The organism is Acetobacterium malicum subsp. dehalogenans DSM 11527 (genome assembly GCF_000472665.1).
GTDB lineage: Bacteria > Bacillota > Clostridia > Eubacteriales > Eubacteriaceae > Acetobacterium > Acetobacterium malicum.
Window position 1 is genome coordinate 15341 of record NZ_AXAC01000042.1, and the last position, 21896, is coordinate 37236.

The 21896-nt window shown below is 42.6% G+C and carries 24 protein-coding genes; 8 read left to right on the forward strand and 16 right to left on the reverse strand.

Going from position 1 to position 21896, the window contains the following annotated elements; genetic code table 11:
- Positions 1-46: 46 nt before the first annotated feature.
- The 4 genes from A3KS_RS0114880 to A3KS_RS0114895 form a co-directional block, all read right to left on the reverse strand.
- The gene (locus A3KS_RS0114880; RefSeq protein ID WP_026395580.1) at positions 47-613 is read right to left on the reverse strand and encodes a TetR/AcrR family transcriptional regulator; all 567 of its coding nucleotides are present in this window, start codon (positions 611-613) and stop codon (positions 47-49) included.
- A gap of 267 nt (positions 614-880) precedes the next feature.
- The gene (locus A3KS_RS0114885; protein ID WP_026395581.1) at positions 881-1603 is read right to left on the reverse strand and encodes an ABC transporter ATP-binding protein; all 723 of its coding nucleotides are present in this window, start codon (positions 1601-1603) and stop codon (positions 881-883) included.
- Between the two features lie 10 nt (positions 1604-1613).
- Complete coding sequence (locus tag A3KS_RS0114890) at positions 1614-3944, reverse strand: ABC transporter permease (RefSeq protein ID WP_026395582.1); 2331 nt, start codon at positions 3942-3944, stop codon at positions 1614-1616.
- Between the two features lie 328 nt (positions 3945-4272).
- Entirely contained in the window at positions 4273-5760 is a 1488-nt protein-coding gene (locus A3KS_RS0114895) for a protein adenylyltransferase SelO (protein ID WP_026395583.1), read from the reverse strand.
- Positions 5761-6038: 278 nt separating this feature from the next.
- On the opposite strand from A3KS_RS0114895, the gene A3KS_RS0114900 reads away from it, so the two are divergent.
- Positions 6039-6296 (forward strand): hypothetical protein, encoded by a 258-nt coding sequence (locus tag A3KS_RS0114900; protein ID WP_242834778.1) that lies wholly within the window; start codon positions 6039-6041, stop codon positions 6294-6296.
- Between the two features lie 43 nt (positions 6297-6339).
- Here A3KS_RS0114900 and A3KS_RS0114905 read toward each other — a convergent pair whose 3' ends face one another.
- A complete protein-coding gene (locus A3KS_RS0114905) occupies positions 6340-7089 on the reverse strand; it encodes a GNAT family N-acetyltransferase (protein ID WP_026395585.1) in 750 nt (249 codons plus the stop codon).
- 249 nt (positions 7090-7338) lie between these two features.
- On the opposite strand from A3KS_RS0114905, the gene A3KS_RS0114910 reads away from it, so the two are divergent.
- The 6 genes from A3KS_RS0114910 (at position 7339) to A3KS_RS0114935 (ending at position 12132) form a co-directional block, all read left to right on the forward strand.
- Complete coding sequence (locus A3KS_RS0114910) at positions 7339-8088, forward strand: lantibiotic protection ABC transporter ATP-binding protein (protein ID WP_278247317.1); 750 nt, start codon at positions 7339-7341, stop codon at positions 8086-8088.
- Positions 8088-8849 carry a lantibiotic immunity ABC transporter MutE/EpiE family permease subunit gene (locus A3KS_RS0114915; protein ID WP_026395587.1) on the forward strand — a complete coding sequence of 254 codons (762 nt, stop codon included), beginning with the start codon at positions 8088-8090 and terminating at the stop codon, positions 8847-8849. Before A3KS_RS0114910 ends, A3KS_RS0114915 begins: the two co-directional genes overlap by 1 nt.
- Positions 8846-9568, forward strand: a complete 723-nt coding sequence (locus A3KS_RS0114920; protein WP_026395588.1) for a lantibiotic immunity ABC transporter MutG family permease subunit — start codon at positions 8846-8848, stop codon at positions 9566-9568. Before A3KS_RS0114915 ends, A3KS_RS0114920 begins: the two co-directional genes overlap by 4 nt.
- Positions 9569-9585: 17 nt before the next feature.
- On the forward strand, positions 9586-10260 hold the full coding sequence (locus A3KS_RS0114925) for a response regulator transcription factor (RefSeq protein ID WP_026395589.1): 675 nt from the start codon (positions 9586-9588) through the stop codon (positions 10258-10260).
- On the forward strand, positions 10236-11567 hold the full coding sequence (locus A3KS_RS0114930; RefSeq protein WP_026395590.1) for a sensor histidine kinase: 1332 nt from the start codon (positions 10236-10238) through the stop codon (positions 11565-11567). Before A3KS_RS0114925 ends, A3KS_RS0114930 begins: the two co-directional genes overlap by 25 nt.
- A gap of 118 nt (positions 11568-11685) precedes the next feature.
- On the forward strand, positions 11686-12132 hold the full coding sequence (locus A3KS_RS0114935) for a GNAT family N-acetyltransferase (protein ID WP_026395591.1): 447 nt from the start codon (positions 11686-11688) through the stop codon (positions 12130-12132).
- 257 nt (positions 12133-12389) lie between these two features.
- Here A3KS_RS0114935 and A3KS_RS0114945 read toward each other — a convergent pair whose 3' ends face one another.
- The 11 genes from A3KS_RS0114945 to A3KS_RS0115010 form a co-directional block, all read right to left on the reverse strand.
- The gene (locus A3KS_RS0114945) at positions 12390-13196 is read right to left on the reverse strand and encodes a PDZ domain-containing protein (protein WP_026395592.1); all 807 of its coding nucleotides are present in this window, start codon (positions 13194-13196) and stop codon (positions 12390-12392) included.
- A gap of 61 nt (positions 13197-13257) precedes the next feature.
- Positions 13258-13875 (reverse strand): ClbS/DfsB family four-helix bundle protein, encoded by a 618-nt coding sequence (locus A3KS_RS21480; RefSeq protein WP_084505026.1) that lies wholly within the window; start codon positions 13873-13875, stop codon positions 13258-13260.
- A 396-nt stretch (positions 13876-14271) separates the two neighbouring features.
- The gene (locus A3KS_RS0114960) at positions 14272-15237 is read right to left on the reverse strand and encodes a DUF3658 domain-containing protein (protein ID WP_026395593.1); all 966 of its coding nucleotides are present in this window, start codon (positions 15235-15237) and stop codon (positions 14272-14274) included.
- A gap of 328 nt (positions 15238-15565) precedes the next feature.
- A complete protein-coding gene (locus A3KS_RS23270) occupies positions 15566-16717 on the reverse strand; it encodes a DUF924 family protein (protein WP_084505028.1) in 1152 nt (383 codons plus the stop codon).
- 181 nt (positions 16718-16898) lie between these two features.
- On the reverse strand, positions 16899-17543 hold the full coding sequence (locus A3KS_RS0114980) for a GNAT family N-acetyltransferase (protein WP_026395595.1): 645 nt from the start codon (positions 17541-17543) through the stop codon (positions 16899-16901).
- 159 nt (positions 17544-17702) lie between these two features.
- The gene (locus A3KS_RS22780; RefSeq protein WP_051355920.1) at positions 17703-18182 is read right to left on the reverse strand and encodes a DUF7000 family protein; all 480 of its coding nucleotides are present in this window, start codon (positions 18180-18182) and stop codon (positions 17703-17705) included.
- A gap of 193 nt (positions 18183-18375) precedes the next feature.
- Positions 18376-18903 (reverse strand): putative immunity protein, encoded by a 528-nt coding sequence (locus A3KS_RS0114990; RefSeq protein WP_026395596.1) that lies wholly within the window; start codon positions 18901-18903, stop codon positions 18376-18378.
- Positions 18904-19088: 185 nt separating this feature from the next.
- A complete protein-coding gene (locus A3KS_RS21490) occupies positions 19089-20018 on the reverse strand; it encodes a ketopantoate reductase family protein (RefSeq protein WP_051355921.1) in 930 nt (309 codons plus the stop codon).
- A 72-nt stretch (positions 20019-20090) separates the two neighbouring features.
- Entirely contained in the window at positions 20091-20213 is a 123-nt protein-coding gene (locus A3KS_RS24155; RefSeq protein WP_278247318.1) for a hypothetical protein, read from the reverse strand.
- A 39-nt stretch (positions 20214-20252) separates the two neighbouring features.
- Positions 20253-20453: a hypothetical protein gene (locus A3KS_RS0115005; protein WP_026395597.1), complete on the reverse strand. Its 201-nt coding sequence runs from the start codon at positions 20451-20453 to the stop codon at positions 20253-20255.
- A gap of 195 nt (positions 20454-20648) precedes the next feature.
- Positions 20649-21425 (reverse strand): hypothetical protein, encoded by a 777-nt coding sequence (locus A3KS_RS0115010; RefSeq protein WP_026395598.1) that lies wholly within the window; start codon positions 21423-21425, stop codon positions 20649-20651.
- 255 nt (positions 21426-21680) lie between these two features.
- On the opposite strand from A3KS_RS0115010, the gene A3KS_RS21495 reads away from it, so the two are divergent.
- A partial coding sequence (locus tag A3KS_RS21495) for a transposase (RefSeq protein WP_035356447.1) occupies positions 21681-21896 on the forward strand: 216 nt, incomplete at its 3' end.

Consider the following 21896-nt stretch of genomic DNA (forward strand, 5'->3'; position numbering starts at 1 on the left):
GAATGATAAAAAACTGATCACTCTACCTGTTTTGATAAAAAATTGTTCATTCATGACGTTTGGCTGCAAAATTCTGAATTGAATTGGCGATATTGCCACTGAGGGTTGTGCTCATTTTGTCAACAATGGCATTCGGTTCCTCGCTCATACCCTTTTTAATCCAATCCAGCATCATTCCCACAAAACCGTATTTGTAAAACTCGGCGATAAAATTCATCTCAACCTCAGTAATTGACATATCCCGGGCCTGTTCTTTAACAACCCCTTCCAGAAGTCCATAGGTTAACTGATATAAATAACTTTCTATCTGCTCTCTGCTCACTGAACGATAAACATTCAAAATAAAGGGTTTGTTCTCTAAAACCGCTTCAAACAGCTGCAGCAGACCTTCCTGCCAGGTATGATATGTTTTTTTTCCCTGCAAGGCTCTTTTGCCGTCTTCTTCGCAGCTCCATTCCACTAAATCGTAGATGTCCTTAAAATGGTAGTAGAATGTCATTCTACTAATTCCGCAATCCGTTGCCAGATCGCTAATTGTAATCTTGTCAAATGGTTTTATGAGCAATAGTTTTTTTAAAGACACTTCCAAATCTGCTTTTGTAGAATTTGACATAATCTGTCCCTTCTGTTCTGTAATTTTTCAAACCGTTCTTTGTTTATGTATTTTTTTATCGATCCATCGAAAAATCCACACATAATCATTTTGTTTACTCCCATCATATTCGTTTGGTAACGCTTAAACTGATTTTTTATAACACGTTTACTACATGGCCTCAATATCGTTTTTCGTTACCTTATACATCAAAATTGACCTAATACAACATGACGCAGATCTCGAACTTTCCCTTTTTCAAGCCAGAAACAGCAGACCCTGCATCCATTACGAGTGCACTTCTTTAAGCCAATTATCGAGTTCCAACGCCGAATCGCCACCTTTTCTAAGCTCCTTACTGGCGGCAATCTGTCCATCCCGTATGTAAAGGACTCTTTTGGCTTTTGCTGCGACTCTGGGGTCGTGGGTAACGATCATGATTGTCATGCCCTCATTGTTCAGTTCTTCTAATATTGCCAAAACCTGGTCTGTCGCCTCCGAATTCAGGGCCCCCGTCGGTTCATCCAGAAAGAGAATATCGGGATTGTTAATCATCGCCCGGCAAATCGACGCGCGCTGTAGCTGCCCACCGGAAACTTCGTTAATATCACGATTTTCAATTCCGCCAAGCTCCATCCGCCCCATCAGTTCCGATGCGCGTTTTCTGATTTTCTCTGGCAACTCTTTTTTGGCGACCAGTCCCGGTAGGATAATATTATCATAAATCGTCAGATTTTTCAGCATTTGGGGATTCTGAAAAACAAAGCCCATCTTAGTCAGTCTGAATCTGGACAATTCCTTTTCCAGTAACTCGCTGATATTTACCCCTTCAAAGATTACCTGACCCGCACTGATTTTGTCCATTCCGCTGACGCTGTATAACAACGTTGACTTTCCCGAACCGGATGGCCCCATCACGGCCGTAAAATCACCTTTTTCGATTCCAAAAGAGACATCGTTTAATACTTTTGTGTCCTTAAAGGACTTGCTGATCCGTTCAATTTTTATCATTTTTAGCTCCTTATTCCATTATTTGATCTCTGATGTGATAGCTTCTAACCGTATTGGTTCCAATTATTACAGTCATAACCACTACCCCTAATTGTACGGTTGGACAAAGCAGATAAGCCCATACCGGCTCTACCAGCAGTTTTATTTTAGCAACCCCGACGGTCGCAAGCATTCCTGCAAAAATAACTTCCCCCAGGGTGTTGGCCAGAAGCGTTCCGGCTATAATCGCGACGAACTGAATGACCAGAATCCTGATTCCTAACTGGATCCGGACATCCCGGGTGGAAAATCCGATCGCTTTCTTGACGGCAATGGCACTGTGTTCTTTTGCCATCATCAGCTGAAGAAACATGACCGTAATCAAAATGGTCAGCATTAAAGAAATCATCACCGCGATCCCTTGCACCTGATTCATGTTTGTAATAATGCTACTGAGGGTCTGGAAAACAAATTCATTGCACGGGGTAATTTTACTGTTCGGTAAAGCAGTTCTCATTTCTGCAGTTTTATGATCGATATCGATGCCTTCCCGAACATCCAAATAGATCATATATCCTTCGATATCCTTACTATCGAAATCGATGGCTGCTTTGGCGGTTTTTCCGCCATAAGTAATATCCTGATAAATACCACAGACATTTAGGACTCGTTCTTTCTCCTGATAAATCACGGTGATGGTGTCGCCTACTTTTTTACCCAGATCAACCGCATTCAGATATGAAAGCGCCATATCATTTTCTGCCTGAGGTGCCTTCCCGTCCAGGTATTCTAATGGAAAAACCGCGTTTTCTCCGTTCTGCACCCGCACATATTCCCATTCGCCATCGACATTTTGGGACTGTACATAACCATTCTGGTAGACTGCATATTGCTCAATCTCCGGGTCCTTTTCCAAATAAGTCATCACTTCCTCATTTTGTTGCGTCAAATTATTGCTGTATTGAATGTCAATGCGGACATCGCTTTTGCCAATGCCCATATACGTTAGAAAAACTGGGTTATTAATGGTATTGTTCATATTCATCGGGAGCAAAATTAAGAAGGAGGAAAAAACAAATATCAAAAATATTACAAAATACTCTTTCCACTTGCATTTCAGTTCTCCTAAAGCCATTAAAAGATTCCCGACCTTTAATCCCTTTGAAGGAAGCCTGTAATGACCTTCTTTTTTTGTATTCTCTTCGCCTCTGATTAACTCCAGCACGGTCCGCTTCAAATGCTTCCGGATAATCCAATAACACCGGCAGACAACAAAAATACTAAGTAAAACGACGCCCACCAACGGAAATATCCATTGCATCCACTGACTGCTGCCATTGCCGCAATAGCGAATCACCATTGCCGAAAAAAAATTACCAAAAGGAATCGCCGCCAGATAGCCGATCACCCCGGCAATCAGAACCAGGATGATATATTTGATTTGATATAGTTTTATTATTTCCTTTCCGGGAATTCCAATTGCCTTCATTTCGCCAATTGAATGATTTTCTTCCGCCAATGTCGCCCGGATAATATATGAGAGACATAATACCGACATGGTGATCAACAACAAACTGATCACAATAATTACCAGTGCGACCAACCCATAAGAAAAAACATTGATCATATTGAAAATCCCTGCGGTAACGGCCACACCGTTAGACGGCAGTCCAGCCGCCAGGTAGGCATTTTCCAGCACTGTCGGGGCTACCTCTTCAGCTAAAAGAAATTCGAAACAATATTCCCATTCACCCATATGAAGGGCGACTTCATTTTGATCGTTCGCACTGATCAGAAATCGCTTTGAATAAGAAAGTGATGAATTCATCGTCGAATCACGGATAATCGTCGCGACTTTGAATTCTTTCTGATAATCTCCGTTTTGCAGCACAATGGTGTCGCCTGCTTTGATATTTAAACCCTCGGCATAGTAAACCGGTACACCGATTTCTCCGTCTTGTACAATGGCAATCTGATTATTTTGATCAAGCAGATAGTCAAAGTTTTCATTTTGAGTAACAAAGCCATTGTCCATCAGACACTTTTCCAACGATTCGCCGTTGCAGATAATTTGAGCATTGTTCACATCCAGCATCCTGACAACCAGGGCGTCCTCCAGATAGTCTTGCCGGGCGACAAAGTCTGCCAATGGCTGTTCATCATATTCGCCCTTGTGCATCTGCACATATTCTGGCGGCACGGCCACCTCATTCAAACCATTTAACGACGACAGCATGATCCCGGTAACTCTCAGTCCGCCGGCCATAAAAACAGCTGAAAGAATCAGAAATACTGCCAGGGCAGTTGTAATAACCCGGTTTCTTTTAAAGTCCTTGCGGACAAGATTCAGCAAAAGTTTCATATTCAACCTTTCAAATTTTTATTCTCTTACCGACCAAGAGTCGATAGATATTTAAAAAAAAATCGACCCTTGGTCGGTAATGAGATTTTACATTTTCTTGCTAAAAATGTCAAGCACCTTTTCTCGTTTTTAGAAATTTGTGTTATGGAAAAATTATCAACTATTTTACATATATTTTGAAATCCTGTTTCTGGTCACTTAAAAAATGACTTCTACACTCAACGTTTCATTGTTTTTGAGTATAAAAGTCATTTTATCCCACCGGGACATTTTGTTTGTCATCTCCATCGTTTCCATCTTTGTTTTTAAACAACACCTTATTTAAAAATCACGTCCCGCAATAGGTCTTATAGGGATGACTCGCTGGTTCTGGTGGTGTCATATATTGCTGATTAAGCGCATTGTAATCGTATGGTGATTGGAGGACTGTTAATAACTGCTGCAGGGGCTTAAAATCATCCTGTTCGTTAGCCGCCTGCAAGACTTTTTCAACCTGATGATTTCTGGGGATGACCACTGGATTTACTTGTTTCATTAACTGCTTAATGTCGTGGTCGGTGTGCTCCTGTCTTTCCAGACGGGCTCGCCATCGATTCAGCCAATCTTTAAAGGCATCACTTTCATATAAATCAGACGACTGGGTTTTATCAAGCGTCCTCTCAAGGGTTAAATCAACAAAGGTGTTGGTATAATCAGCCTGATACTCCTTCATTAACCCCAATAAGTCGGCAATCAACCGCTCATCTTCGGACTCTTCATTGGCAATGCCCAGTTTTAAGCGCATTCCCTGGAGCCAGTCCGCCTGATATAGTGAAGGAAAGTTGCGCAGTGAGTCTTCGACTAATTTAAGCGCCTGTTCCTGATTGTCATCGACTAACGGAATCAGGGTTTCGGCCAGGCGAGCCAAATTCCATAAGCCAATATTGGGTTGATTCCGATAGGCATACCGTCCCTGCAGATCAATGGAACTGAATACCGTAGTCGGATCATAGTGATCCATAAAGGCGCAGGGCCCATAATCGATGGTTTCGCCACTGATGGTCACATTATCGGTGTTCATGACCCCATGAATAAAGCCCACCAGCTGCCATTTGGCAATCAGCGCCGCCTGTCCTTTGATGACTTCATCCAACAAACCCAGATAAGCATTTTGTTCCGACTGAAGCAAGGGAAAATGCCGGTTAATGGCATAATCAGCCAGAGCTTTGACATCCGCAGTGGCCCCCCACTGCGCGGCATATTCAAAGGTACCGACCCTGATATGGCTGGCCGCTACCCGGGTTAAAACAGCCCCTTTAAGCGGGTTTTCGCGATACACCGGTTCACCGGTTGTCACGACCGCCAAACTGCGTGAAGTCGGAATGCCCAGATAATGCATCGCTTCACTGATCAGATATTCCCGAAGCATCGGTCCCAGCGCCGCTTTACCATCGCCACTGCGGGAATAAGGTGTTCTGCCTGATCCTTTGAGTTGGATATCAAAGCGCTCACCGGCTGGTGTAATCTGTTCGCCAATCAGCATCGCCCGACCATCACCAAGCATGGTGAAATAACCAAATTGATGACCGGCATAAGCCTGGGCAATCGGTTTAGCATTTGCCGGCAAGGCCTGACCGGCTAAGATATTGATCCCGGCCTGACCCTCCAGCGCCTCAGCATTCAAACCAAGATTTTCTGCTAAAAGGTGATTTAAAATAACCAGTTTTGGCGCACTGACCGTCTCTAATTTAAGTGGGGTATAGAATAATCCCGGCAGTTTTGCATAACTATTTTCCAAATTCCAACCAATGTCATTTTTTTCCACTGTTGTAACCATTCCTTTCGTTCACTCACGGCCCCAAGTGACCTGAAACAATTTGTCATTTCTGATTTCGCTTCCGGCTATTTGGGGTACTTCCACATTTATGATGGCACGACCAACGAAACGACACGATGTCATTCCCACATCAAAACACCAATCTTCTTTACATTTCCCTCTCCAGCCCTTATACTCAACATATGTCCATTTTACAGGCATTTAAACAATGTTCTTCGGATGTAATCACACATTGATGATCGAGAGGTAAAAAAATGGTTCGAATTTGGGGAAAACTGATGAAACAAAATAAATTTATGGACGAAAAAGTTGTCGAAATTGATGACAAATCTTTGCATCTTAATGACAAAATCCAAGCCGCTTTAGAGATCATCTGCCATGACTTTGATTTGGAAAACCCGATGTGGTTTGATAAAAACACAAACGAGCTTAATCAGATTTCCAAGACAACTTTTCATGAAGACCAGTTTATCGAATCGATTTGGTTTGATTATTTAGAGCTCGAGATTATTGACGATGGTAAAAAGAAAGCATAAATATGCCGGATGATCTAAAAAAACGTATCAAACGTCCGTCATGTCATTTTTTGAGTATTCTCTTCACGTAGGCAACATCTAACAAATTTACGGTCTCAAATTTGCCTTTATAAAACACTCCCCAGTTATTGAAAACGCAGGGCAATTCCTTTGCTTTTTTTAGCGTGTCCACTTGAATTAACGATACCGGAACCGCATTTTCTTCACAATACTGTTTTATCCGCTCAATATTTTGATAGATATAGGGGCATTGCATATCGTAATAAATGGTGAGCTCTTTGCTTTCAATTTCCTGTTTTTTAACAGTTTGGGCGAATTTTGGCGTTGTTCCATCAAAAGAAAGAGCCAGCAATTCATAGCCATTGTCGGTCGTATCAACAACCTCAAAGCCGAAATTCTTGACAAATGCTTGGTCCGAAAGCCAGGCTTTTTGTTTTTTTGCTCCGAGCATACAAAGGCCGGATTTCCCATTTTCTTTAGCATCAGCCACACAATACGAAAGCAGTGATTGCCCATACCCTTTTCCTTTATGACTACCAGAAACCCATAAGCAATACAGATAATAATAGTTATCCCCCGTTATTGGCACCCACGCTGTTTCTAGCGGCGCATATTCAATAAAAACCGTCGCCTTTTCATTTAACTTCCTAAAGACATGTCCTTCACTTAGCCTTGCTGACAGCCATTGTCGCTTTGCTTCAACACCTGGATGGGCTTTTTTACTGCGAATAATGCAGCATAAATGCTCATTAACAAGGTTTTCTGTTGTTAGGTTTACGAAATCACTATTCATGTGCATCCTCGCTTTAAAACTTGTATTCTTATTTTTTGCCTTAGTTGCCAACGCAGACAAAACGTCCCGTCATCATCAGTCGTTTTAATTTCTGTTTTTCTTTCGTTGTTTTCTTAATTCTAAACCTTTTGTGCTGCGATAGCAAATTTTTCATAGGACGATAAATTTTGAGAAAACACCCGCGTCCTTATAAAATCCTTAAAAATGGCTGTTACCATAACAGTAACAACTACAAGGAGGGACAACCCGATGGAATGGACACTGCCCAAACCGGAATGTGAAATAGCGGAAGATATGACGCGCGAGACCGTCTTAAAAACCAATCGTATTTCTAAAAAATTCAAAAAGGCGTATGCAATAAAAGATTTATCGATGTCGGTCAGAAAAAATTCTGTCTATGGTTTATTAGGGCCTAATGGCGCTGGCAAATCAACCTTATTAAAGATGATTACTGGCATTATCCGGCCCACTTCAGGCGAAATATTATTCAACGATCATCCGTGGACTCGAAACGATTTATTAACTATCGGCTCGTTGATCGAATCACCGCCACTGTATGAGAATTTAACGGCATATGAAAATCTAAAAGTACGAGCGACACTACTGGGGATTTCAACCAAAAGATGTCATGACGTTTTACGACAGATGGACTTAATGGATACTAAAAATAAAAAGACCGCCGATTTTTCATTGGGAATGAAACAGCGCTTGGGTATCGCATTAGCGCTGCTGAACAACCCCAAATTATTAGTCCTGGATGAACCAACAAACGGGTTAGACCCTTTTGGTATTGAAGAATTAAGGAAAATGATTAAAACCTTTGCAGCGTCTGGGATTTCTGTCATTATCTCAAGTCATGTTTTAAGCGAAATACAACACGTTGCCGATGACATCGGAATCCTATACAATGGATCGCTCCTGTATCAGGATAAAATTGATGCCAATAAAAACCTGGAACAATTATTTATGGAGATCATCCGAAAGGAGCGTGCGTCCTGATGTTACAAGCCTATTTAACCGCCGAAAATTTGAAGTTTAAACGCTCCCTATTTAGAAAACTGATGATCCTTATTCCGGCAGCTTTAATTTTATTGTCGATGGTATTTATATTTGTTGGGATTGGGTTAGGTGGTTTTTCAAGCGCGTTGGTTTGCAATTGGTGTATGCCAATTGCGTCTTTGTCGATTGTATTTTTAAGTCATTTAGTGAATAACAAGGATCAAAAGCACAACTACCGAACCCTTTATAGTTTGCCCATCGACTTACAGAAGACCTTTATTGCTAAAACAATTTTGATCGCGCTTAATCTTTTTAACATTTCATTATTGCTGTCACTGATCACGGCTATCTCCGAATGCTTCGTGTCAGGTGTTGCGGCTGCAATTGGTCATAGCGGCTATTATCTTTTAGGATACGGCTTATTGTGGCTCTCCTTATTATGGCAGATCCCGTTTAGTTTGTTTTTGGATCAAAAAGTCGGCTTTGTTGGTGCGGTGATCATAAATTTGTTCGCCAGCGCATTCGGCGGTTTGTTTTTTTCCTTGACACCTTTGTTCTGGTTTTTCCCATATAGCTGGCCGGCACGATTTATGGTGACATTATTTGGCGTTTTACCAAACGGATTATTGGTCGACGCCGGTTCAAGACTGATTTTAAATTTAGGCGAAAGTGCGTTGCTGGTATTGATAAGCTTGGTTATCGCGTTCGTTCTTACCCTTTCATTTTCACGTTGGTACAGCAAGCAGGTGTATCGCCAATGACGATTATCAGGGAATTTTTTTCCAACTTTACCAAGGTCAAACGAACGCCAATTATTTTTTTGCATCTGTTACCGCCGATTGTGGTTACCACATTATTCTTCGTTTATTACGCTACTGGCGGATACCATCTTATTGCTAATGTGCGGTTGTTTTTCGTTATCTTACAAATATGTTATCCGATTTTTGTCAGTATCGTTGTGCCAATTTTTATTAATTTAGATCGAAATAACAAAAATGCTTTGGGTTTAGTGGCGTCGCGAAGTAGCGTATACTTGGGGAAATTGTTCTTTCTACTCTTTCTTTTCACCATAAATATGATATTATATGAACTGTGTTTCTATGTTGGTGTCAATTTTTTTCTGGCTATTGATACCGCACCCGTTGGATCATATTTTTTCCTATTTCAGCTGTTTTTATTGAGCAACTTATTTTTATATTTATTACACATCCCGATTGCTTTTCGGTTTGGTTCAAGTATTTCTGTTTTGTTAGGGATATCGGGCACCATTTTAGCCGGTTACTTTGAAAACGCGATTGGTGACAAAATTTGGCCGATCATTCCCTGGGAATGGGGTGTTCGGTTTTTAGAAAACTATTTTGACGTTTCCAGTGCACCTGTTTTTCCGGGAGTTATTGCTCTGATTATGATGACTTCGATGGTTCTGATTTTGTCACTATTATGGTTTAGTCGATGGGAAGGTAACGTTATACAAGAGTAAAACAAGGAGGTGAGATGATGCCGAAAGTATTAGTGGTCGATGATGACCTTGATATGCTATCCCTGGTGTGCGCTGCCTTAGAAAAGGACGGCCACCAGATCGACACCGAAGCGGATGCCCTCGCCGTGCAGCCTGCCCGGTGCCAGCAGTACGATCTGCTGCTGCTCGATGTGATGATGCCCGGCGAGGATGGCTTTTCCCTATGCCGCCGGATCCGTGCCGAGGTGGATTGCCCGATCCTATTTCTAACCGCCAAGGCGGAAGAAGCGGCCCTTGTTGAGGGCTTTGGTCTGGGCGCCGATGATTACATTAAAAAGCCATTCAGTGTTGCGGAGCTGCGCGCCCGGGTAAACGCCCATCTGCGGCGGGAGGTGCGTCAGCCGACCCACACCCTGAGCCGAGGTGGGGTGCGCTTTGATATGCAGGCAAAAGTGGCCATCGCAGGTGAACACACCCTGCCCTTTACCAGGGGCGAATACGCGATTTGTGAGCATCTGGCCCTGCATGCCGGCCAGGTATTTACCAAAGAACAATTATATGAAGCGGTTTTCGGCTTTGAGGCCGAGGGCGATCCGTCAGCCGTTGCGGAGCACATCAAAAATATCCGGGCCAAGCTGAAAGCCGACGCCATCAACCCCATTGAAACCGTATGGGGGGTGGGCTATAAATGGCGAAAAACCAGCGCTCGGTAAGCCTTTCCTTTGTGCTTTTGCGTTTTGCCATCGTTATGCTTGGCAGTATGCTGTTATGCTGCCTGGTATGGTATTGCTGCTTTGGGTGGCTTCAAAACACCGGTGTTATTTACCCAGGATACGTCTCCAACCAACAGGTGGAGCAAATGCTGGCCGGCGAGCCAAAAACCTTTGTCTCGCCGGGTGACGATTTTCTGGCTGAGTACGCTTTGTTTGGCCAGAACGGCGACGTGTTGGCAAGCAATGTAGCGGGTCAGAAACTGGCAGTCCTGGCCGGGGTTTTACCGAATAATTCCGACAGCATCGCTATTTCGCGGTACACCTACGCGGATGGCAGCACCGCAATCTTTCACTGGCATTACCGGGCCGAGTTTGTCAACCCGGTGCTACGCGACATCCTGCCGCCCTTTGAATACCTGTGGCTGGCCACACTTGGTGGGGCCTGGGTGCTTTGTCTGCTGTTTAACACCCTGTGGCTCCGGCGGCGTCTCGCCACCAAGCTGAAGCTGTTTGGTGAGGTGAGCGAGAAGGTCGGCGCCCAGGAGCTCGATTTCGCAATTCCCCACGCGGGCATCCGGGAGTTTGACCAGGCGCTCGATGCGATGGAACATATGAAGGAGGCCTTGTTCAGCTCCCTGTCCACCCAATGGGCGGCACAGCAAGAACGCGAGGCGGAAATAGCCGCACTCACGCATGATTTAAAAACCCCGCTCACCCTGGTGGGCGGCAACGCCGAACTTCTCCTGGATGAAAAACTGTCTGAGCACAGCCGCAAAATGGTCGAAACAATTGTATCAAGCAACGACCGCGCCAAACAGTATGTTGCCAGTCTACTAGAAACCGCCGCCGGTGCGGATGAGGCATTTGAAAACACCAGCCTGCCCGCCATGTTTGACGAGTTTTGCCAGCGCACAATCGCCATTTCCGAAGCCAAGAAGATTTGCCTGCACACCCAAAACGGTCTGGCGGGTGCTGCGCTGATTCAGAAAGACCATTTACTTCGGGCCCTCGGTAATGTGGCGCAAAATGCCATCGAGCATACCCAGGCGGGTAAAAATGTCTATTTAGAAGGCCGCATGGTAAATGGCGGCTGGCAAGTCACTGTCTGTGATGAAGGCCCCGGCTTTAGCAAGGCGGCGTTACACCATGCAACCGAGCGCCTATGGCGTGGTGATGCAGCACGTGGTGCCGATGGACACAATGGTCTTGGCCTTTGGTTTGCCGCACGCGTCGCAAAAACACACGCTGGACAACTGGAACTGCGCAACGGCGATTCTGGTGGGGTGGTTACAATCAAGTTTGACTAAGCCGCCACACGTCATATTCTTTGTGAAAGTTACTTGAAAACAAAATTAATTAATTTAGTATAAAAAATCTAGTATAAAAAACTGGGGGATACTACGAAAAAGATAGGGGAAATAATAAATGGAGATTTTGAAAATCAATGATCGCGATAAAATAAAATATATAGAATTACTACTTATTGCCGATGAGCAGATCAGTATGATCGAAAAATATTTGTACCGTGGCGATATGTTTGCCTTGCGCGATGATGATATTAGGGCAATTTGCGTTATTACACAAGAGCAACCTGGCATTTTTGAACTTAAGAATATTGTTACCGTTCCTAAATATCAACGGAAAGGGTATGGACAAAATCTAATTGCATTTATTGTTGATTATTATAAGCAGTTTGGTAGTGAGTTATCTGTTGGAACGGGTGATAGCCCGACGATCCTTCGTTTCTACGAAAGGTGTGGATTTGTAAAATCACACGTTGTTAAAAACTTTTTTATCGATAATTACGACCATCCTATGTATGAAGATGGACAGCAGTTAGTTGATATGATTTATTTGAAAAGAAATCTATAAAACGCAGGTTGCGTCGCCCCATGACAAGGGGATGTTTCGCTCCCCATGCTGCCCTTTAAACTTGAAACATCCCTTGTCATTATCGTGATTCTATTGATTATTAAGTTTGTTATGCAGCGCTTTAATCGCTTCTGCCAATTCGACATCTTCGCCATTGGCAATGCGAATGGCATTTTGTGCAGTCATTAGCAACCTAATATCGGGGCTGACACCACCAATCCCATTCTGGCTATCCAACTGGATTGTTTTGTTCTCGTTTAACGATTGTCCCGATGGCCAGTGGCATCAGGGATCGGATCCGGATTGTCGACACCGACAAACATATCCCGCAATTTATTGGAAACCACAGAATCCGGATAGTTTTTGCTTAAGGATAACCCATTATCATCATCGGCCACAAGCGAGACCGACTCAGTCAGGGAAGAATCCGGTGTTTTATAGCTAAGCTGAATTTTGGTGCCAACTGGCGCTCGAACAAGATAGGCTGCTTTTTTAATTTCCAGGTTTTCGGTTGTTGCTGATGTTCCTCCAAAAAGGGTTGAAACATTGTCAATCGCCTCATTAATTGGCTGACCGTTCCAGGAAAGCAGCACATCCCCCGGACGAATACCGGATAGCCAGGCTTGGCTGGATTCATCTACCCAAGTGACAATGACGTTGCCATCATTGATTTTTGCCAAAGCCAGACCAAAACCACCGCCAATGTATTGATCATCGATTTCTTTGAGATTATTCATCCGCACATGTCCGTCAGGGATCTCATTCAGATAGGCTCGCAGACTTAGGTAATACGCATCAAAATCCTGATTAAGTTGCGCCTTTTCGATTTCGGCCAGATATTTCTGATGCAGCTTATCCCAGTTGATGGATTTCCAATCGGTAAAAGCATATTCTGTTGACAGGGTTTGATGCAATTCTTCAAAAGCCATTGTCCAGGTAAGATTACTAAAATCATCTTCTAAATCCGTTGCCGGAGTCGGTTTGTTGAACCAAGAGAGCGTTGCGATTACGACCAGAACAAAACTAACAATGACAATCAGTGTTCGCATTTCATGTTTTTTCATAAAAACTCCTTTATCAACATTATCAAGTTGTTTTTATTTTATCACAGAAATTTAAGTAAATTCAAGCATCGGTATTGATTCTTATTGCATTTTTTCCGCTAGCATTTTTATACGCTCCCGAGCGCTCTGCTTCGTTTTTGATACCCGTACAATTTTTAATATGTGCTTTGATTTTTTTCATCGCCCAATCATAATGACTTGCTGTCGCACTTACAAAATATGAACCCAAGGTGCTTCCGCCAACCCATTTATAGGTCCCTTTTGTAAATAGTTCTTCATTTGTAAATGCATCCGCTAACTTTAGAACATCCTGATGTGACTTTTCAAACATTTCTTTGGCTTGATCAAGTGAAGTGTTCTGGTGCTTTTCAAAAAAAGCCACATTCATCGCTCCATATGTTTTCCAGTTGTACGGGGCTGGCAAAAAAGGTCTCTCTTCGCCTTTCATATTGGAGTCCACCCAATTCAAAACAAGCTGATGCCATTCATATAGATGCACCAGAACGTCGCGAAGATTCTTATCTCTTCCCCAATGGGCTTCTTTTTTTCGGGCATCATCCGAAAAATCAAATGCTATCGATAATTCTTTTTCGGTCATTGAATCAATCAATTGATTCAGTTTTTGATAATTACTATCTGCTTCTGCCATCAAGCTGGGCTTAGTTGTTGGTCTAGCCATATTCATTTCTCCCTGCATTTTTAACTAATTGTAACATCTTAAATATGACAGCATAACGTCATATTATAAATAGTATTTCTTAAAGAACTTAAACTGGTTCTTCCTGAGCTTTGACATGTTCTGACCTATTTAACAGTTCCATTTGGTTTTCGCCGGGTTCGGTTCATGTTCAACTGCCATGCTGCGCAAAGCCGCTTCGATGCGACCGCAATCTGCGGCGGCACATTGTTCAATTTCGTCCCATAGATTGATTTTTTAAATCTTCTTTTCTAAATTGGCTATAGCCTTTGACATCACCCATTTTAAAAACGGCAGGATCCGGCTCTGGAATGATCATCAGAAACAGTCATGTAAAGTCTAAACAACCCCACCCTATCTCATGCTCCTGGGGTATCATCAGTGAGTAACCTTTTTCAATACGCGATGATAAAGCGGCATATCTTTCTCACTCCCAGTCACAGTTTCCAGTTTTCTGTCCCTGATCATTTCTTCAATGCGTAATGCAACCCATGAATCACAAATTCCAAGTTGGTATTTACCTAACACACGTCCGACAATCATCGCTTCATGAAATTTTTCGTCTTCCGCTTCAATTTCGCAACGAATAAAATCATCATAGAGTTTTTCTGACACACTAACCAACTGGCCATTAAGTACAGCTCGCAAAGGCGCGTTCTCTGCTTGAAGCGCCTGCCAGTGAGATGCACAACATTGAATAAATACGGGTGATACCGTCTTTTGAAAAGCAAAATACTGATACCATTCTTCTGGAGCCACTTCAGCCCAGCTATTTTTTTGCATGACATTTCCATACCCGTCAGATTCCCATTCGGGAAGTTTTACAATCACCACTTGTCCATTGTTTACGTTCCACTGATTAAACTGACTCATAAACCAGTAAAGTCCACACATATCGTCGGGCTGATTGCTATACCAGACCCGGAAAGTTTCTCCCGTTGCCGCACGCTCGCGAATTGTCTTCAAATCTTCAATTGCGAGATTAAATATTTCTTTCGCAACCTGATGCTCTTGATCATTCGGATAAACACTAAATAAGTGTTCCAATACCTGTTTCCGCTTGATACCGAGTTGATTTTCTGAAATATCTCCGATGCTCAGCAACAAATTGAATCCATAGATGTCCAATACTTTTCCGTCCAAGGGCATCGCATTATCCCTCGCCATGCGTTTCTTTTCCTCTGCTTCCTTCCTGGCCGTTTCAATTTCATCTTTACTTGGCTTACTTCCATCAGTATGACTGACAATAATGCTCATACACCCAACCGGGTATTTTTCTTTGCCGTAATGTTGCGCTATTTTAAGACTTCCACAAGCACTATCACTGAATAGGATATCTATCATAACCGGTAACCTCCAAATCTCTTGTCTGCATATCATAATAAATGGTGAGCGCTTTGCTTTCAATTTCCAGCTTTTTAACATTTGGGGCGAACTTTGGCATTGTTCCATCATCAGAAAGGAGCCTGCATCCTGATGCCAGGAACCTAATAAACAGCAGCAATTTTGAAATTTAAATGCTGCTATTTAGAAAACTGATGGTAGCCCTTTTCAATGGCCACGATTTTATCATAGAACATGGTATTTACCGGGGTCTTGATCCCCCCCATTTAGCATAAACTCAGACCTAGTCTGTACTTAAATTTCAAGAATCAACCGGTTTACCAACAGCTTAAAAACTGCTGCCCGGTTGTTTCAAAAATTCTATTTCAGCCGGATTGGATTCCCGCTTCAGGATCTCATTACGATGGGGAAAATGTCCAAACTGATCAATGATCTGCTTGTGCTTTATTTCATATTCCAGGGTTGCCGGGTCGCCCAGTGCTTCAAAAAGCGACAGGGCGGCCTGATGGATGTCTGCTGCTTCTGAATGCATAAACGGCATGAGTATAAACCGCTGCCAAACCTGTGGCAATCGGTTGAAATCAGGATGGCGAATGGCTTCCTGAGACAGCACCAGGGCCATTCCATCCTGAGCAAAAGCCTTGGGATTATCGCGGTTTAGATTTCTGGAAAACTGATCCAGCAGAATAATCTCGGCCAGCCGTCCTTCGATGGTATCCCGCCAGTCAGATAAAAGGCCGTTGCAACCCGCAACCCAGTGATCATAAAAATTTGTTTTAATTGCCACGTCAAAGGTTTGATTTTTCTGAAACCAGAAGGGCTGATTTTGGGGATCAAACCAGAAATCCAGCACTGCTTTAGCATCGGGATGGATGCCCTGCGACGATGAAAAGACCTGGGCCAGAATTTCGGCTTTCAGGCTGGCACAGTCCCGATAAAGAGCGTTCGCCTCAGCCTGATATCGGTTTTGAAAATCTTCGTCATGGATCAGCCTCAGATTAACATCAATGCCAGACTTTGATGCCGCTGCGGCCGCCTCAGCCAGATAGGCCCCGCCAACCAGATCCCCCAGTACTCTTGAAAAACTGCCTTTGATCACTTTTTCGATCTGATCAAGCAGACGGTGACAATGTCTGAGAATCTCAATAAACGGTTCGGTGGCTCCTTTCATCGCAGTTTCATACGCTTCCCGATCGCCAGCCTTATTTTTTGCCGCTGTGATAACTTTGCCGTAGGCCGTCATATCCACATCGGCCAGTATCAGACAGGCCTGGCGAAGCTCGGCGCCCATCGTAATGGATTCCGCCAGTAATGGGTTATCCCCACTTTTTCTGAGACTGCCATCACAGGACATTTCCAGCAGAGCTGCTGCCATCGCCGCTGCCGTTGCTGCCGCACTACCCGCTGCTGGTCCCGGAAAATCACAAACTGACATTTTTGTCAGATAATCAGCTACCGTTAATTCACTAATTTTATACATTTTAATCTCCAATCGATTGTCTTTACATAACAGAGAAACCACTTGCCATTTTGATTACCTTAAATTATTAAAACCTGCTTGGTCATTTTGAAATTGATCAGTGGAATGCCTCATCTGACTACTGAACTGTCAGCCCACCGGTCATTTTTGCTTTACACGTTTCGTTTGTCATAAAGCAATCTCACTGGATAATCGAATGGCTGTGAATAAAAAATTCTTCCTGACTGGGCTGATATTTTTTCTCCAGGCTTTCCAAACCCGCGTCAAAGCGCTCCGCTTCTTGTTCATCAATCTCGAATACAGGGCTTTGATGGTAAACCCATTTCCTTCCATCCAAGACTCCTGGTTTGAGTTCTTTTACCATCATTGCCGTCGGATAGGTTCCGTTTTCAAGACAGATATTATATCGCTTGCAACTTCTAAAGCCACGGCTTACGTAGTTATTCGGATTCCCAAATATTACAATCACATCATAACCAAGTGCGGCAGCCTGTTCAAAGGAATACTCGATTAGTTTTTTTCCATATCCCTTTCTCTGATACTCTGGCAAAATGCAAACTGGCCCGAACGTCAGGATATCTTTTTCTGCCCCGGACTCATCAAGCAGTTTTGCTTTCGTATACATGATATTCCCGATGATCTGATTATCAACTTCAATCACCAGATCCAACTCTGGCAAAAAATCTTTGTGGGATCGCATCACGTGAACCAAATAGTGTTCATTACACCCCGGAATATATAAATTCCAAAAAGATTTCCTGGTAAGTTCTTCTACTCGCTGATAATCGCTTTCTTCTTCATTCCTAATCTTAATTACTTTGTCCATTTATATCACCATTCCTTTCATTCTTCTTTAACGGATTCTCCACGTCTCTTTGTCATGTTCTGCCTATTTAGCAATTCCAGTTGATATTTCGCCGGGTTCGGTTCATTATACCGCTTAAGCCACCGGATTTCCCTCTATATCACGGGCAGCGACTTTTTATTATAGGCGATTGATTATCGTCGCAACAAATTTCTCAACACCTTGATCAATCATATTGATCAAGAGCGCCTGATCTTCAAAATCAGGTGTGCATGTCAATATCCATTCTGCGATAGCATCCTGATTATTTTTATCATGAAATACATTTATTTCATCTGAAAAACTATCAAGTATCGATTCATGTGCCCTGGCAATATCGCGGTTCCGCGCCGAAAGCCATACCTCAAAGGACCCTTTTTCATGTAAATACACAATCGCAATTTTTAAACCCTGATCTTTTAATGGCTTTGTACTCAAAGAGAAATAAGACATATCCAGATATCCCTGATAGATGCTGCTGAAATCGTAGTGGGGGTATTTTTTAATAAAAGCGGCTCTTAATTTACCCATAAACGTCAATATCCCTTTGTATGCAATTTGGATTTCACCTTGCTGCAACTGCTGCGTATACCCCGCTACTCGTTTATTAAGCGTTTTCATTCTTTTGCCTCCAACAAATTTTATTTAGCTGTTTTGTCATTATCCAGTCGCGCCAAAAAGCAATAATGCCATACACATTAAACTAATCGCCACTCGTTTCATTGTTTTCTCCCTGTTTATTAATAATAGATTACCTACGCATTTCTATCGCCAAGATTCAATCACCTGTTCCACTTTTTACTCTATGACCTCTTTAGCAATTCCAGTTTATTTTTGCCGGGTTCGTTTCATGCTCCACTGCTATGCTACGCAAAGCGGCTTCGATACGACCGCACTCTGCAGCGGCACATTGTTCAATTTCATCCCAACTTGCCGCTGTCCCGAGCTGATCATAGGCGACTGCCAAGGCCCCATAAAAAGCCAAACCAATACAATGCCGGGCGGAATGAATGGTCGATGCTGATTGACCGATGGCCCGGGCCGCCGCTTGCGCCACCGGATTCCCCTCTGCGTCACGGGCAGCGCCATGGCAGGCGAGGATTTCCTTTTTTGCCTGGGGCAGTTTGATCGTCCCAGACAACCATTCGCGAGCCGCCTTCAAAGCCTGCTGTGGTCGCAGATCATCCGGGTAGTCCCGCTCCCATAATGGCTGCATCACCGCTTCACTATAAGCAATCGCCCAGTTTGCAAGGGTTTCTTTACTCTGGGTTTCAATTAACGACATCAGCGATTGAATATACGGAGCCATCCAGTCACTGAGCATCTTTCTCGTTTTCGGCATGTTTATTCCCCTCTTTTTAAACAGACAGTTCTCCCATATTCTGGTGTTCACTGTTCTAGCTCAGCACATCAGTAAGAGGTGCATCACTCCATCGGATTTTTAAATAACTCTCCAGACAGCCATCCTGGTTTTTGCCTCAGAAAAATCAAAAAAACTATCACTTCGGGTCATGTCAGCCTATTTTATTACTGCACGCGATCTTGGAGCAGCAAATTATAATGCTTTATCATCGGCACATTCACCTTGAATTCTTCTGCAATCGCCAGTAGATTATCGACAAATAGCTCCTTTTCGTTCTTCTTTAACGGGTTCTCAAAATCTCTTTGAAAAGATGTTTTTGCCTCAAATGGAAATGATTTTGCCTTATCCAGCGAACGCATTATTTCTATTTCTTCAAATTCGACCCCTTTCTGAGAAGCTAATTCGACAATTTCGGTCATAATCGCTTTCACATGACTCTTTAACTGATTATTCTCATAAACTTCTCCTAATGTCTTTCCCGTTGCTGAAGTCACAATTCCATACGCCGCAATAAACAAATATTTTGTCCAAATCTCCAAATCAGGAATTGGCAAATAATCACAGTTAATACTCAATTCTTTAAGGATTGCCGCTGTTTGAACAGCCGCCTTTGCACCCTTGATTCGATCATCTCCAAAAATAATCCGCCCATTCCCACCCTTTTGTTTAATGACCCCAGGTTCCGCTACATGGGTTCCAACATAGACGCAGGCCGGCAAAACAGCCCCCTTATCAGTATCGATCCTTATTCTTTCGGGAATATTAATGCCATTCAGTAACGGTAGAATAACCGTTTCCGCTGTCATGACACGATTCACATCCTGAACCGCTGCCGCCAGATCATATGACTTCACACACATTAAAATCAAATCGGGTTGTGGGATTTCAAGAATATTTTGGGTCGCCATATCCGGATGTACTACGACGGTTTCATTTTCACCAATTAATTTCAATCCGCTTTTTTGAATTTTATCCAAGTGATTGCCCCGGGCAATCAAACTGATATGATAATGATTGTCGCTGTTATTTGGGATCATTTTTGCTCCAAAATATCCACCAACCCCGCCAACTCCATAAATACAAATATTTTTCATTAATTTTCTCCCTCTCCCTCGTTTGTTTTAATATCGGGGCATGACAAGGGGACGTTTCGTTTGTCATACTCGTCATTTCACGGCCCGCTCCACCATCATCTTGCCCAGTCCCAACACTCGGCTCAATTGACGGATACTGCCACCGGTTTCCTGCTGAATCTGTCGGATCAGCTGATTTCGCTTGTCTACTGACACTTCTCCCAGATTCTGGTATTCGGGTAACTATTCCCGCTTTTATGGGATTGCAGTAAATGTGTGGTTGGCCATCAGACAATAGGCATACAACTCAAAGCCGCCGATTTCTCTAGTTTTATTCAGCTTTTCCATAAAAATTGATCGATCCGCATCATCCAGAAAAATATTACGCCCATCCAGACCTTTCAGCATTACATGGTGAACGCCGGTTGCGCTTTTAACCCGGGCTTGTCTTGCCATTTCTGATTTCACCTCCTGCTTTTTTTCAAGTATATCATAGCTTGTTGATGATGATAAACGAAACGTCCCTATGTCATATGAACTTAACCTTTTGAGCTGATTAATCCGACTTTTTCACAGATCCCGAAACGTCCCGACGTCATATATCATGTGTAACACAATCAATCAACTTCGGAAAGAGACAAATTTAGTGATTTATCTGAACTGTATAGCATTTTTATTAATTAAGTCAATTCGCAACCATTTTCCTTCAAAGTTTAAGTTTCCGATCATAGCGATTTGATACACTCTGCTCTCGTCCATAATATCTTTTTTACCACCACGATATATTGAAGCTCTGAATTTCCATTCGCCATCTTTGTTTTGTGTTTTAAGGGTCAAAAGATAATATAGATATTCTTTGCCATCACTGTTTTTTCCATTTTTTTCTTTGACAGACAATTTTACAGTTCCATAAAAAATGTGTAAATCTGTTCCATCAGACTTATCAATCCAACCAGCTAACTTCTTTCTTCTAATAGCTTTAAATTTGCCCGCTTCTTTGCTATCTGGAATTAAGATAGGATTATCTTTAGCTTCACGACCTGTGGTACCAATTCTTCCTTTCACCCCATCCTTAGGAGCATTGTTGCAAAGCATATTCATCATTGCATTTAACTTATCTTGGACTTGATTATATGATAGGATCTCAACGTATTCTTTTACTAGCTTCTTAGAAGCATATTCAAAATTATATGAGCAATCTTCTAAATGATTTGCTGATGGGATTTTTTTTAAATGTGCACGCCTGAATGACGATTTATGAACAAAATTCAGTTCAGCTTTTTGGCATTCTGGACATAGCATAAATCCTTTATATGGAGAATAGTCGCCGTCATGCTTATCTACATAGTCGCTTACAATCTCTATATCACAAATATTGTCTGTTTTTATATAGAAAAATTCTTCAAAACTTTTGGTTTTAATAGTCATATCAGCACCTCCTAAAAATTGGGATTCCAATTATACTCAATTGCTTTTTCACATCTTCGTTTAAGATAAGTGTCTGCGAACCCTTTACATTTAGGGAATTTCATATAAACGTCATATTGAATTTGTGCAATGAACTTATCATTTCTTGAAAATAAGGCACTGTCTTCATCTCTACGAATGGAGTGTTATCATAAAAGTGCAGTCCCAAATTGCAAGGAAATGAGGTAAAATAAAAATAAAAAGGACTGACTAGTGATGAAAAAAGTATATAGTGCCGAAGAACGCTATGAAGCGTTGAAACTGGCAAATGAGATCGGCAACAAAGCGGCTGCAGAGCGATTAGGTATAAAGCTCGATACCTTGTACACGTGGATCAGCAAAGCTAAAACCGGAAAGGTTGGTTATTGTGATAATCCAGGGAATATCCCAATAACAGATCCCAATCGTTTAAAACAGCTCGAAAAAGAGCTT